At 71.9% G+C, this 12,938-nt stretch carries 9 protein-coding genes and 1 tRNA gene; 4 read left to right on the forward strand and 6 right to left on the reverse strand.

The genetic code is table 11. From position 1 onward, the window contains the following. The first annotated feature begins 183 nt into the window (after nt 1–183). Nucleotides 184–2,391 (forward strand): elongation factor G-like protein EF-G2, encoded by a 2,208-nt coding sequence (locus ACTMTU_RS22560; protein ID WP_441265418.1) that lies wholly within the window; start codon nt 184–186, stop codon nt 2,389–2,391. Nucleotides 2,392–2,592: 201 nt separating this feature from the next. Beyond that, the gene (locus ACTMTU_RS22565) at nt 2,593–4,248 is read left to right on the forward strand and encodes a hypothetical protein (RefSeq protein ID WP_441265311.1); all 1,656 of its coding nucleotides are present in this window, start codon (nt 2,593–2,595) and stop codon (nt 4,246–4,248) included. A gap of 3 nt (nt 4,249–4,251) precedes the next feature. Here ACTMTU_RS22565 and ACTMTU_RS22570 read toward each other — a convergent pair whose 3' ends face one another. The 4 genes from ACTMTU_RS22570 to ACTMTU_RS22585 form a co-directional block, all read right to left on the reverse strand. Next, nucleotides 4,252–4,815: an HIT family protein gene (locus tag ACTMTU_RS22570; protein ID WP_441265419.1), complete on the reverse strand. Its 564-nt coding sequence runs from the start codon at nt 4,813–4,815 to the stop codon at nt 4,252–4,254. 94 nt (nt 4,816–4,909) lie between these two features. Further along, on the reverse strand, nt 4,910–6,883 hold the full coding sequence (gene thrS, locus ACTMTU_RS22575; protein ID WP_441265312.1) for a threonine--tRNA ligase: 1,974 nt from the start codon (nt 6,881–6,883) through the stop codon (nt 4,910–4,912). Nucleotides 6,884–6,976: 93 nt separating this feature from the next. After that, nucleotides 6,977–8,221, reverse strand: a complete 1,245-nt coding sequence (locus tag ACTMTU_RS22580; protein WP_441265313.1) for a hypothetical protein — start codon at nt 8,219–8,221, stop codon at nt 6,977–6,979. Beyond that, on the reverse strand, nt 8,221–8,811 hold the full coding sequence (locus tag ACTMTU_RS22585) for a DUF4365 domain-containing protein (RefSeq protein ID WP_441265314.1): 591 nt from the start codon (nt 8,809–8,811) through the stop codon (nt 8,221–8,223). Before ACTMTU_RS22585 ends, ACTMTU_RS22580 begins: the two co-directional genes overlap by 1 nt. A 121-nt stretch (nt 8,812–8,932) precedes the next feature. On the opposite strand from ACTMTU_RS22585, the gene ACTMTU_RS22590 reads away from it, so the two are divergent. Beyond that, nucleotides 8,933–9,658, forward strand: coding sequence for a 3'-5' exonuclease (locus tag ACTMTU_RS22590; protein ID WP_005319721.1), 726 nt, complete (start codon nt 8,933–8,935; stop codon nt 9,656–9,658). Nucleotides 9,659–9,708: 50 nt separating this feature from the next. Here ACTMTU_RS22590 and ACTMTU_RS22595 read toward each other — a convergent pair. Together ACTMTU_RS22595 and ACTMTU_RS22600 are read right to left on the reverse strand one after the other, a co-directional pair. After that, a tRNA-Val gene (locus ACTMTU_RS22595) sits at nt 9,709–9,780 on the reverse strand. Nucleotides 9,781–9,819: 39 nt separating this feature from the next. Beyond that, entirely contained in the window at nt 9,820–10,266 is a 447-nt protein-coding gene (locus tag ACTMTU_RS22600) for an SRPBCC family protein (RefSeq protein ID WP_441265420.1), read from the reverse strand. Between the two features lie 93 nt (nt 10,267–10,359). Here ACTMTU_RS22600 and ACTMTU_RS22605 point away from each other — a divergent pair, with 93 nt between their 5' ends. Continuing rightward, on the forward strand, nt 10,360–12,879 hold the full coding sequence (locus tag ACTMTU_RS22605; protein WP_441265315.1) for an SCO7613 C-terminal domain-containing membrane protein: 2,520 nt from the start codon (nt 10,360–10,362) through the stop codon (nt 12,877–12,879). The last annotated feature ends 59 nt before the right edge of the window (nt 12,880–12,938 follow it).

The following is a 12,938-nucleotide window of genomic DNA, read 5'->3' on the forward strand; positions in this document are numbered from 1 at the left end:
CCCGGGAGGCGGCGTCCGACGTATGGACGCACAGTGACGGGAGTGGAAAGCTCGAAAGACCACCGCGGGCAACGCCGGAGCTGCCCCGGACGCCCTTCGGGACGCCTTCATGGCTCCCCCGCCGCCCGCGGCTTCCTTCCCTCGCCGTGCAATCGAGCCGTGAATCGATCGGGAGGCAAGATCATGGGCGACAAGGCGCATGCACACCACCCCGGGGCCGCCGGCAGAGCAGTAACGGCCGACCGCCCCGCATCCGTACGGAATGTGGTGCTGGTCGGCCACAGCGGATCAGGCAAGACGACCCTCGTGGAGGCACTGGCACAGACCGCGGGAGCGGTCAACCGGGCCGGCCGGGTCGAGGACGGTACGACCGTCTCCGACCACGACGAGATCGAACACCGCCAGCAACGCTCCGTACAGCTCTCACTCGTCCCCCTCGAATGGGGCGGGTGCAAGATCAACCTGCTGGACACCCCCGGATACGCCGACTTCGTCGGCGAGCTGCGGGCCGGTCTGCGGGCCGCGGACGCGGCCCTGTTCGTCGTCTCCGCCGCGCAGGAGGCGGAGGCCGTGGCCGGCGCGACCCGCATGGTCTGGGAGGAGTGCGCCGCGGTCGGCATGCCACGCGCGATCGTCGTGACACACCTGGAGACCGCGCGCACCGGCTTCGACGAGCTCACCGCCGTCTGCGCCGGCATCTTCGGCGGCGACGACCCGGACGCCGTGCTGCCGCTGTACCTGCCGCAGTACGGACCGCAGCACGCGGACGGGCACGCGCCCGTCACCGGCCTGGTCGGCCTGCTCACCCAGAAGATCTTCGACTACTCGTCCGGCGAGCGGAAGGAGAACCCGCCGGACTCCGAACAGACGCCGTTGATCGAGGAGGCCCGCGGCCGCCTGATCGAAGGGATCATCGCCGAGAGCGAGGACGAGACCCTCATGGACCGCTATCTCGGCGGCGAGGAGATCGACCTCAAGACGCTCGTCGACGACTTGGAGAAGGCCGTCGCGCGCGGCACGTTCCATCCGGTCCTCGCCGCCGCGCCCGCAGGGAACGGCGCCAAGCAGGGCCTCGGCACCGTCGAACTGCTCGATCTGATCACCGCCGGCTTCCCCACACCTCTCGAACCCGAACCGCCGGTGGTCACCACCCCCGACGGCGCACCGGGCCCGCGGATCACCTGTGATCCGAACGGCCCGCTCGTCGCCGAGGTCGTCAAGACCGCGTCGGACCCCTACGTGGGCCGGATATCGCTGGTCCGTGTCTTCTCCGGCACGCTGCGGCCCGACGACACGGTCCACGTGTCGGGGCACGGGCTCGCCGACCGGGGCCACGAGGACCACGACGTCGACGAACGGGTCGGCGCCCTGTCCGCCCCCTTCGGCAAACAGCAGCGACCCCTCCCCCACGCCATCGCCGGGGACATGGCCTGCGTCGCGAAACTGTCCCGGGCGGAGACCGGCGACACGCTCTCCGCCAAGGACCGGCCGCTCCTGATGGAGCCGTGGGCCATGCCCGACCCGCTGCTCCCGCTGGCCATCCAGGCCCACAGCAAGGCGGACGAGGACAAGCTCTCCCAGGGTCTGTCCCGCCTCGTCGCGGAGGATCCGACGATGCGGCTCGAGCAGAACCAGGACACCCACCAGGTCGTCCTGTGGTGCCTCGGCGAGGCGCACGCCGATGTCGCCCTGGAACGGCTCCGCAACCGCTACGGCGTGCAGGTCGACACCGTGCCGTACAAGGTGTCGCTCCGGGAGACGTTCAGCGACAGCTCTGCCGGCCGGGGCCGCCACGTCAAGCAGTCGGGCGGGCACGGCCAGTACGCGATCTGCGAGATCGACGTCGATCCGCTGCCCCCGGGCTCCGGGATCGAGTTCGTCGACAAGGTCGTCGGCGGCGCGGTACCGCGCCAGTTCATCCCCTCCGTGGAGAAGGGCGTGCGCGCCCAGGCCGCCCGCGGCGTCGCCGCCGGCTACCCCCTGGTCGACGTGCGGGTCACCCTGCGCGACGGCAAGGCGCACTCCGTCGACTCCTCCGACGCCGCCTTCCAGACGGCCGGAGCCCTCGCCCTGCGCGAGGCCGCCGCGGACACCCGTATCAATCTGCTCGAACCGGTCGCCGAACTACATGTCCTCGTCTCCGACGAATATGTCGGACCGGTGATGAGCGACCTGTCCGGCCGCCGCGGCAGAGTCATCGGCACGGAGCAGACGCCCGGCTCCCGCACCCTCGTTCGCGCGGAGGTGCCGGAACTGGAGATCGGCAGATACGCCGTGGACCTCCGCTCCATCTCCCACGGCACCGGGCGGTTCAGCCGCCGCTACGCCCGGCACGAGCCGATGCCCCAGCAGGTCGCCGACAAGGTGCGCGAACAGACGAACGGCGCCTGACGGCCCGCCTCTTCACCCCGCCGCCCGCCCACGGCCGGCTTCGGCCGCCGGGGCGGGCGGACGGCCGAACGCGCCCTTAACCGAGGGCCGCAGCCTCGATAGGCTGACCGCACCGACTGGGCTGCCCAGCTCAGAAGGTGTGCGGGGCACGGTAGTTGGGAACAGGCCGCAGTGCGGAAGCACGCGGCGATGGGGGCGGTAGTGGCCAACGACGTATTCGATTTCACGCCCGGGGCGCAGGTCCCGCTCATGGGGGCGGCCGGACAGACCGCGGCGACGCACGCCCTCGCATCGGCCGCCTACCGGGACACAGAGCTCAAGGAGATCCTCAAAGCCAACAGCGAGTGGCACAAGTCCGAGGTGACACCGGGAAAGATCTCGCTCTTCGAACCCAACCTCGGAGAAGCCTTCTCCCGGGCCGTCCAGGTCCGGATGCTCGGCGGCGCCCGCAAGGCCCTCATCCAGTCCTTCGGCACCGAACCCCAGTCCGTCGTCGAACACTGCCTGGCCGCCAACCGGCTGCGCCGCGAACGCGACAGCAGACTCACCGCCGTGATGGCCGTGTGCGGACTGCTCTTCCTGCCCGGCCTCCTCCTGTGGCTGGGCGTCTTCCAGCTGCGCCGTACCCTCGCCGGCTCACAGAACAAGCGCGCCGGCGCCCTCGGCAGCCTGCTGCTGGCGGCGATCGGCATCCTCGCCGTGATCTTCCTCGTCCGGCTTCCGTTCGGCGGCTTCTGGGCGTACTACATCCGCGCGATGCTCGTCGCACCGGTCCTCGGCTGGTTCCTCGCCAAACGCATCTGCGAGTCGTCCGCCAAGGACATGCGCGCCCGCTGGGACGCCCTCCTCTCCGGCGGCGGCATCGGCGCCAAGGTGCCGGAGGCGGTACCGGGGAATCCCGGGGACGCGGCCCGCGAACAGCTCCGCCAGGGGCTGGAGAAGCTCACCGCCGAGCAGCAGTCCAATGTCGTCTTCTACGCCGGCCCCAAGGGCATACTCGGCATGGGGACCCGCTGGGGCAGCTGGCAGATGGCGGAGGAGCTCGTCTCCCACGACCCCGCCAAGGAGATCAATCAGTTCCGCAGCTGGGACGTCGTACGGGCCATCCACGACAAGCTCAAGCTCCTGGAACGCGGCCCGCTGAACTCCGGCGGCTTCCCGCCCCCCTCGGTCAAGCACTGGATCGTCTCCCCCGTCGGCGAGAACGCCTCCGCCGTCGCCCGGCCGGAGGGCCAGGAGGTCGAGACCTTCCAGATCAAGGGCCACGAGATACAGCGCATCTGCAACCACCAGCAGTTCGGCAGCGGCAACCGCCACTACCTGGGCGTGCAGTTCACTCTCTGGGACGGCCAGCTGGTCATCACCATGCTGATCACCGTCACCGTGCTCCACGAGACGCTGCGTGTCGAGGTCACCGGCCACGCGCTCGGCCCCGTGCACTCCCTGTTCACCACGAAGCCGGAGCCCAAGACGGTCACCGTCAGCAAGACCGTCCGGTTCTGGGAGACCGTGGACCGGGTCCTGCCCCTCGTGGACGCCAAGGAGGTCGTCCGCCTCGCCGTGCGGGCCCCCTTCACCTGGTACCCGCCGCTGCTCGACTTCCTCGGCGGCAAACTGGTGCTGCCCGAGCCCTTCGGCCTGCGGCACGCCTGGGCCGAGAAGCCGTGGCGCCACCGGTTCATGGCCGACGACGCGATGCGCGCCGCCGCACCGGTGCTGCGCGTGGCGCACACGGCCGCGCTGAAGGTCCTCGAGGACAACGGCGTCGACACATCGAAATTCGGCAACCGCGCCACCGTCGTCAGCGGCTTCATCCAGGACCCGACACCCGGCAAGGCGGACGTCTACGACGCGTGAGCGTCAGCCCTTCGGCCAGTGCTCGGCGAGCATCCTGCGGGTGTCGCCGAGCAGTTGGGGCAGCACCTTGGTGTTGCCGATGACCGGCATGAAGTTGGTGTCGCCGCCCCAGCGGGGCACGATGTGCTGATGCAGATGGGCGGCGATGCCGGCGCCCGCCGCGGAGCCCTGGTTCAGGCCGATGTTGAACCCGTGCGCGCCGGACGCCGCGCGCAGCGCGGTCATCGCCTGCTTGGTGAGCTTGGCGAGCTCGGCGGTCTCGGCGTCGTCCAGGTCCGTGTAGTCGGCGACGTGGCGGAACGGGACGATCATGAGGTGCCCGCCGTTGTAGGGGTAGAGGTTGAGCACGGCGTAGACGCGTTCCCCACGGGCGATGACCAGGCCGTCCTCGTCGCTCTTGGAGGGGATCGAGCAGAACGGGCAGCCGTCTCCGGAACCGGGACCCGTGGGCTTGTTCTCGCCCTGGATGTACGCCATCCGATGGGGCGTCCACAGTCGCTGGAACGCGTCAGGCGTCCCGACTCCGATCTGCTGCTCCGGCTGCTCTGTCGTCATGCGGGCCAGCATATTCGGCGCTGCTCGCGGCATGCGGCGAGGGTCTTTCGAAACGAGAGGCAGGCGAGGGGCGGCCCCGGGAAGGGACCGCCCCTCGCCGGCGGGCTCAGACCTGGACGCGGCGCTCCACCACGTCGGCGATCTTCGCCAGGGCGTCCTCGCGCGGGATGCCGTTCTCCTGCGAGCCGTCGCGGTAGCGGAAGGAGACCGTGCCGGCGTTCATGTCGTCGTCACCGACGATGATCATGAACGGGACCTTCAGCTTCTGCTGGTTCCGGATCTTCTTCTGCATCCGGTCCGAGGAGGCGTCCACCTCGACCCGCAGGCCCTTCTTCTTGGCGTCCGCCGCGAAGTCCTGCAGGTACTCGACGTGCGCGTCACCGATCGGGATGCCGACCGCCTGCACCGGGGCCAGCCACGGCGGCATCGCTCCCGCGTAGTGCTCCAGCAGCACGGCGAAGAACCGCTCGATCGAACCGAACAGCGCACGGTGGATCATCACCGGACGCTGCTTGGTGCCGTCGGGACCGGTGTACTCCAGGTCGAAGCGCTCCGGCAGGTTGAAGTCGAGCTGCACCGTCGACATCTGCCAGGTCCGGCCGATGGCGTCCTTCGCCTGCACCGAGATCTTCGGCCCGTAGAACGCGGCGCCGCCCGGGTCCGGGACCAGCGGAAGGCCCTGCTTCTCGGCGACCTGCCGCAGCGTCTCCGTGGCCTCCTCCCAGATCTCGTCCGAGCCGACGAACTTCTCCGGGTCCTTGGTGGACAGCTCCAGATAGAAGTCGGTCAGACCGTAGTCGCGCAGCAGGTTCAGCACGAAGGTGAGCGTCGAGTCCAGCTCGTCCGCCATCTGCTCCTTGGTGCAGTAGATGTGCGCGTCGTCCTGGGTGAAACCGCGGGCGCGGGTCAGGCCGTGCACGACACCCGACTTCTCGTAGCGGTAGACCGTTCCGAATTCGAAGAGCCGCAAGGGCAGCTCACGGTAGGAACGACCCCGCGCGTCGAAGATCAGGTTGTGCATCGGGCAGTTCATGGGCTTGAGGTAGTAGTCCACGCCCTCGTCGAGCTGCATGGGCGGGTACATGCCGTCGGCGTACCAGTCCAGGTGGCCCGAGGTCTCGAAGAGCTTCCCCTTCGTGGCGTGGGGGGTGTAGACGAACTCGTAGCCCTCCTCCTCGTGCCGCTTGCGGCTGTAGTCCTCCATGACCCGGCGGATGATGCCGCCCTTGGGGTGGAAGACCGCGAGGCCGGAACCGATCTGCTCCGGGATCGAGAAGAGGTCCAGCTCGCTGCCCAGCTTGCGGTGGTCGCGCTTCTCCGCCTCCGCGAGGAACTCGAGGTGCGCCTTGAGCTCTTCCTTCGACGGCCAGGCGGTGCCGTAGATGCGCTGGAGCATCGGGTTCTTCTCGCTGCCGCGCCAGTACGCGGCGGCGTTGCGCATCAGCTTGAACGCCGGGATGTTCCGGGTCGTGGGCAGGTGCGGACCGCGGCAGAGGTCCTTCCAGCACAGCTCGCCGGTCTTGGCGTCCAGGTTGTCGTAGATGGTCAGCTCGCCCGCGCCGACCTCCACGTCCGCGCCGTCGTCCGAGGACGCCGAGCCCTTGAGGCCGATGAGCTCCAGCTTGTACGGCTCGTCGGCGAGCTCCTCACGCGCGGCCTCGTCGGTGACGACGCGGCGCGAGAAGCGCTGGCCGCGCTTCTGGATCTCCTGCATCTTCTTCTCGATGGCCTTGAGGTCATCGGGGTGGAAGGGCTTCTCGACGTCGAAGTCGTAGTAGAAGCCGTCCTTGACCGGCGGGCCGATGCCGAGCTTCGCCTCGGGGAAGAGCTCCTGCACGGCCTGGGCCATGACGTGCGCGGTGGAGTGGCGCAGGATGTTGAGGCCGTCCTCCGAGGAGATCTCGACGGGCTCGACCTCCTCGCCGTCCTTCGGCTCGTACGCGAGGTCCTTCAGCTCCCCGCCCACGCGGGCGGCGACGACGGTGCGCTCGGGGAAGAGGTCGGCGGCCGTAGTGCCCGTCGTCACCACGCGCTCTTCCCGCTCGGAATCGCGTTGGATGATCACACGGACGTCTGACACCGGTCTCTCCTGACTGAAGGCGGGCGCGTACCCGATTCGTAGTGCGTACGCACACGGAATCGTACCGAGCCGGAGGGGCCGCTCGCGAAACGGTTATGGCGGCGGCCCCTCGCCCTCCTGCTCGCCCGCCTCGTCGAAGAAGTCCGGATTCTCCTGGAGCGACTTCATCAGCCGGTCGCGCTCCGCCTCGTCGACCGGTACGGGCGCCACCCCGGACGCGTCGCTCAGCCGGCGGAAACCGCCCCGGCTCTCCAGCCGTCCCGCCACCCGGATCGGCAGTCCCACCAGGTGTGCCTGGCCGGCTGTGCGGTAGGCGTCCTCGTCGAGCGCCACACGCACGTGCGGCACGTCGGCGCCCGACAGCACCCGCAGCCGCACGGTTCCGGCGCCACGCGGTCCCGAGCGCCGCATCCGCACCACGGTGCCGGTGATCCGTACCGGCACGGAGGGCTCGTCCTGGAGGTAACGGGCACCGGCCTCGCGCAGGACGGGCAGGTCGCCCGGCGAGAACTCGACCGGTTCCATGCGGGCGGCGCAGCCCTGCGGAACCCCGGCGGCCGGGGACCATTCGACGGAGACGCGGGCCCCTTCGGAGCCGCGCACGAGGGCGATGACCGCTTCGGTGAGTTCGCGGCTCACCCCGGCCCTGACCGCCGCGTCGAACGCCTCGGTGCCGCCCGTCGCCCGCTGGTAGTCGATGGCCTCCCTGGTGGCCTGCACGGCGTGGCAGAGCCGTACGGCCAGTGCCCGGCCGGAGTCGACGGGCACGAAGGCGGTCAGGGAGCGCCCGCCGGGCGCCGGTCCGACGAGGACGCCGTCGAGCAGTGCCTGCGCCTGCCTGCGGTGGCGCCCGCCGTAGTAACCGGCGCGTTCCCGTGCGGCGAGCGCGCCGGCGAGCAGCATCTGCCGGGCGGCGGAGCGGAGCTGTTCCTGGACGGTCCATGAGGCGGTGCCCGAGGGGCCGCCCGCGGGGGTGTCTCGCCACCAGCGGATCTCGTCGCTGGGGACGGTGAGCCCGACGAGGACGTCCTTGGCGGAGGGCGCGGCGCTGCGGACCAGCGCGGTGATGGCCTCGCCGAGCAGGTCCTCGCAGTCGGGGAAGGCCTTGCTCTCCGGCACGAGCAGGCTGGTGCCGCCGGTGAGGTGTCCCGGCGGGGTCCAGCGGGTGTAGCGGCCCGCGGCGCCGCCGCGGCGGCGCCAGCCGTGCCGGTCCAGGAGCGCGCCGAGGACGACGGGATCGACCTCCGCCGGATCGGGTTCCGCCGCCCCGCGCCAGGGGCCGGAGGGCTCCGCGGCGCTCGGATGCGGACGCACATGGTCGTCGAAGGGCCGGTGCATCAGGGTCTCCCTCCCGCCCCGACGCGCGTCATGATCTCGCAGAGCGCCCGGTCGTCGAAGATCCGCGAGGTCGGGATGCGCACGGTGGTCCGGTGCCTGCCGGTCACCGCGTGGCCGGCCAGGTTGGTCCAGTAGCAGCAGTGCCTCAGGTCGAGCCGGTCGTGGCTGGCCCGCAGCCATTCGTCCTGGGTCCTCGGGACGAGCATCACGACCAGGATCTTGTGCACCGAGACGGGGCTGCGGGCCAGCTTCACCAGGTGGTCGTTGTCGAGGGTGAAGGAGAACGCGGGCCCCGGCGGGTGCGGTGGGATCTGGTAGGTGCACTTGAGCTGCACCTTGATGGTCACTTCGTCGTCGACCGTGTGCCCGGCCGAGCTGTGGCTGAGGTGCCAGTCGATTCCGTTGTCAGGGAACGGCTGGGAGAGCGAGCACCCCGCCGCGGCGGCGACGGCGTGCAGATAGCCCACCTGGAGCGTCTCCATGCAGGCGGTGGTGGCGAGTGCTCCGCGCAGCGGGGGCGTCCGCTGCGGCGGGGGCAGCCGCCCGCTTGCAGGGGACAGCCCTCCCGGCTCGGGCTGGGCGAGCGCCATGGCAATTTCCTTCCCCGTCACCTGTGTTGTCACCGGCCTGCGTACGGTGCAAACAGCCCGGGTATCACCGATTCGGGCAGGGGTTGTCGCCATCTGCCGGGTACGTGCGAGGAGTTCGCGGATGACGCACTGGTATGACGGCCCCCTGGCCGCATTTGACACAGAGACAACCGGAGTGGACGTCGAGGAGGACCGCATCGTGTCCGCGGCCGTCGTGGTCCAGGATTCGCCCGGCGGGCGGCCGAGGATCACGCGCTGGCTGGTGAATCCGGGGGTGCCCGTGCCGCCGGGCGCCATCGAGGTGCACGGGCTGACCGACGACCACCTTCAGCGCAACGGCCGTTGGCCCGCGCCGGTGATGGAGGAGATAGCCAGGTCGCTGGCCGAGCAGTGCGCCGCGGGCCGGCCGCTGGTGGTGATGAACGCGCCGTTCGATCTGACGCTGCTGGACCGGGAGTTGAGGCGGCATCGGGCGTCGTCACTGAGCCGCTACCTGGACCGTTCACCGCTGTGCGTACTGGATCCGCGGGTGCTGGACAAGCATCTGGACCGCTACCGCAAGGGCCGGCGGACGCTCACGGACCTGTGCGCGCAGTACGAGGTGGTGCTCGACGGGGCGCACGACGCGGCGGCCGACGCGCTGGCGGCGCTGGAGGTCGTACGGGCGGTCGGGCGACGTTTCAACGCTCGGCTGGAGCGCCTGTCGCCGGCGGAACTGCACACGCTCCAGGCGGTGTGGCACGCGGCTCAGGCTCGCGGGCTCCAGGCGTGGTTCGCCCGCAGCGGTACACCGGAGACGGTCGATCCCGCGTGGCCGCTGCGGCCGGGACTGGCGGCCGCGGCCTGACGGTGGAACAAGTGAGGCCGGTCCGTCGATGACGGACCGGCCTCTCCCGGTGGGCGATACTGGGTTCGAACCAGTGACCTCTTCGGTGTGAACGAAGCGCTCTCCCACTGAGCTAATCGCCCGGGAACGGACTGAACAATACAGGGCACCGCGGGCTCGGTTCAAACTCCTTCCAGGTATGCCTCCAGACCACGCCTCCCGCCGCGCATCATGAACGCGTGATTGGCCCGGAACACCGGGCGGCACGGGACGGAGAGCCGTCTCATCAGGGGCCTTCGCACGACGACCTCCTGCTCGTACAACGCGCGGGTGCCCCGGCCGCCGGCCCGCACGGTCCATCGCGACCAGCCGTCGAGGTCCCCCGCCATCCGCACCTCCAGCACACCGTCCACCGGATCGCTGCGCTGTGCGCTGCCCGTGACGCACAGGTCGTACGGAAGGAACGAGCGGAACCGCGCGGTGCCGACCCCTTCCTCGACCTCCGTCACCTCCCGCACCTGCGGCCACCACCGCGGGTAGTCCTCCACCCGTGACAGCGCCTGGTAGACGTCGCCGGGTGCGGCGGGCAGGTCCCAGACGCTGCGGAAGTTGTAGCGGCACCAGTCCATGGGGCCAGTCTGCGTCACCTGCCGGTGGGTACTCACCGGGAATTGAGTATCCGCACCCATGCCGCCGGCTGTGGCCGGGGCCACACTTCGGCCATGGAGAACGTGCCACCACCGGCCGAGGAACTGGCGACACTCGACCGTGAGCTGCGCCAACTGGAGGCGCGGCGCGCGCAGTTGCTGGCCCGCAGGGCCTGGCTGCTGGCCGCGCTGCGGCCCGCCGCCCCCTTCGCCGCGCCCGCCGCCCCGCCGCCCGCCGGTTCCGGCGGGCCGTTCGCCGCGCCCGCCGCGGCCGAGACGTCACCGCCCGGCGTGCAGAACCTGCTGCTGACGCTCGGCGGGCTGCTGCTGGCGATCGCCGCGATCGCTTTCACCCTCGTCAGCTGGGGGGAGATGGGCATCGGCGGCCGTTCCGCGGTGCTGGGCGCCGTGACGGTCGCCGCTCTCGGCACGCCGGTGGTCCTGCTCCGCAGGGGCCTGTTCGCCACGGCCGAGTCCGTGGCCGTGCTCGGGCTGGTTCTGACGGTCCTCGACGCGTACGCCCTGCACCGGGTGGGGCTGCCGGAGACCGACGGGCTCGGATACTCGGCCCTGGCGTCGGCGGCGCTCGCCACGCTGTGGTCGTCGTACGGCGTCGCGCTGCCCCGGCTGCGGACCCCGTTGCCGGCCGCCGTCGTGGCGGCGCAGCTCCCGCTGCCCCTCTGGGCGCTGACCGCGGACGCTGCCGCGCCGCCGATCGAGTGGGCGCTGCTGCTGACCGCCACGCTGGACGTCGCCGTCGTGCTGTGGGGCCGGCCGGCCGCCGTGAAGGTGGTCGCCTGGACGGGTGCCGCGACGACGGGCGGCGGGGCGCTGCTGACCGGTGTGCTCAGGTCGCTGACGGCGGACGACGCCGCGGCTGCCGCCGGTCCGGCGGTGCTGCTGACCGTGGCGGCGGCCGTCGCCCTGTTCGCCGCGTGGCGCACCTCCGCCGCCTGGGTCTCCGCCGTGGCGGGCCTGGCCGTGGTGGCGGGCGTCGGCGGCGTGATCCGCGCGGTGGTCCCCGGCGGCTGGGCGGTGCTCGGCTACGTGCTGTGCGCGGTGGCTGTGCTGGGCGCCGTACGGACCCCGCTGCCGCGGCGGCTGCTCGGCGGCCTCGCCGGTGCGGCGGCGGCCGTGCACGCGGCGGCGCTCCTCGCGGTGCTTCCGCTGACGGCGCTGGCGCTGGCGGGCCCGGCGACGACGCTGACGGACATCTGGTCCGGCGGGTCCGGCCTGCCGGACCTGGACGCCACGACGACGACCTTGCTCCCGGCCCCGCTGACGCTCCTGACCGTCGCGGCGGTCCTGGCCGCCGTGGCCCGCTACCGGGACGACGCCCCCGACCGGGCCCGGGACGAGGCCGGGCAGGCGACCCCCGTCCCGCCCGCTGCCGGGCCCGGCACACCGCCCGGCGCCCCGGCCCGGCCGCCCGGGGCGCCGTGGTCCCCCGCGGCGGTCCGGCGCGCTCACGGCGACCGCATACGGGCGACCGCCCGGTGCGGCGCCGTCGCGGTGGCCTGGGCCGCCGCGGTCACGGTGCCGGTCGTGTTCGGCTTCGGCCACTCCGCGGCCGTCGCCTGGCAGCTCGTCCTCACCCTCGCGGTCCTCGCCCTCGCCACCGCCGTGCGGCTCCCGGACGTCTCGATCACCGCGCTGGTGTGCGGGCTCGGCGGTTCGGTGAGCGTGGCGCTGCTGTCGCTCGCGACGCGTCCTGCGACCTTCGTCGTCCTCGGCGTGCTCGTCGGGGCCCTCGCCCTCGCGGCCCTGCGGACGAAGGGCCCGGTACAGGCACTGCTCGCCTGCACCGCGACGTTCTACGCGGCCGTCCTCGCCGGAGCGGGCGCCGCGGCGTTCGACCTCCCGGCGCACCGGACCGCGCTGGTGCTGCTGTCCGTGCCGGTGCTCACCGCGGTGCTCGGCGCCGTACTGCGCCGTCACACCGCCGCCCTGCCGGTGGAGATCACCGGCGCCACTGTCGGCCTGGTCGCGCTGCCGCTCGCGGCGGGCGACGCGCCGACGCTGGCGCTGGCCCTCGCGCTGTGCGGTGTCGTCGCCGCCGGTACGGCCGTGCGGGAGGAGCGACGCCCGGTGGCCGGCCACCTGGCCGCGGTGTGCTTCGTGGCGGCCACCTGGGTCCGGCTGGCCGCCTGGGACGTGACGTCCCCGGAGGCGTACACCCTGCCCGTCACCGCCGCGGCGCTGGCGCTCGGAGTGCTGCGCCGCCGCAAGGACCCGCAGGCATCCTCATGGACGGCGTACGGTCCGGGCCTGGCCGCGACCCTGGTCCCGAGCCTCGTCGCCGCCTGGGGCGACGAGCACTGGCTGCGTCCGCTGCTGCTGGGGCTCGCGGCCCTGGCGGTGACCCTGGCCGGCGCCCGGCTGAGGCTCCAGGCGCTGCTCGTCCTCGGCGGCGCGGTGCTGGCCCTGGACGCGCTGCACGAGCTCGCCCCGTACGTGGCGCAGGTCGTCGGAGCGCTGCCCCGCTGGCTGCCGCCCGCGCTCGTGGGCCTGCTGCTGCTCGGTGTGGGCGCGACCTACGAGCAGCGGCTCCGGGACGCCCGCAGGCTGCGGGAGAGCCTGAGCCGCATGCGGTGAGGCAGGGGGAACGACGGATGCCCCGGAGACCGTCAAGTCTCCGGGGCATCCGTTCCGGG

The organism is Streptomyces sp. OZ13, from assembly GCF_052068155.1.
In the GTDB taxonomy this organism is placed as follows: domain Bacteria; phylum Actinomycetota; class Actinomycetes; order Streptomycetales; family Streptomycetaceae; genus Streptomyces.

Coding starts and splice junctions, on each gene's coding strand:
- ACTMTU_RS22560 (WP_441265418.1), top strand. CDS start 184: ATGGGCGACAAGGCGCATGCACACCACCCCGGGGCCGCCGGCAGAGCA.
- ACTMTU_RS22580 (WP_441265313.1), bottom strand. CDS start 8,221: ATGCACCGGCCCTTCGACGACCATGTGCGTCCGCATCCGAGCGCCGCG.
- ACTMTU_RS22600 (WP_441265420.1), bottom strand. CDS start 10,266: ATGGACTGGTGCCGCTACAACTTCCGCAGCGTCTGGGACCTGCCCGCC.
- ACTMTU_RS22585 (WP_441265314.1), bottom strand. CDS start 8,811: ATGGCGCTCGCCCAGCCCGAGCCGGGAGGGCTGTCCCCTGCAAGCGGG.
- ACTMTU_RS22605 (WP_441265315.1), top strand. CDS start 10,360: ATGGAGAACGTGCCACCACCGGCCGAGGAACTGGCGACACTCGACCGT.
- ACTMTU_RS22590 (WP_005319721.1), top strand. CDS start 8,933: ATGACGCACTGGTATGACGGCCCCCTGGCCGCATTTGACACAGAGACA.
- ACTMTU_RS22570 (WP_441265419.1), bottom strand. CDS start 4,815: ATGCTGGCCCGCATGACGACAGAGCAGCCGGAGCAGCAGATCGGAGTC.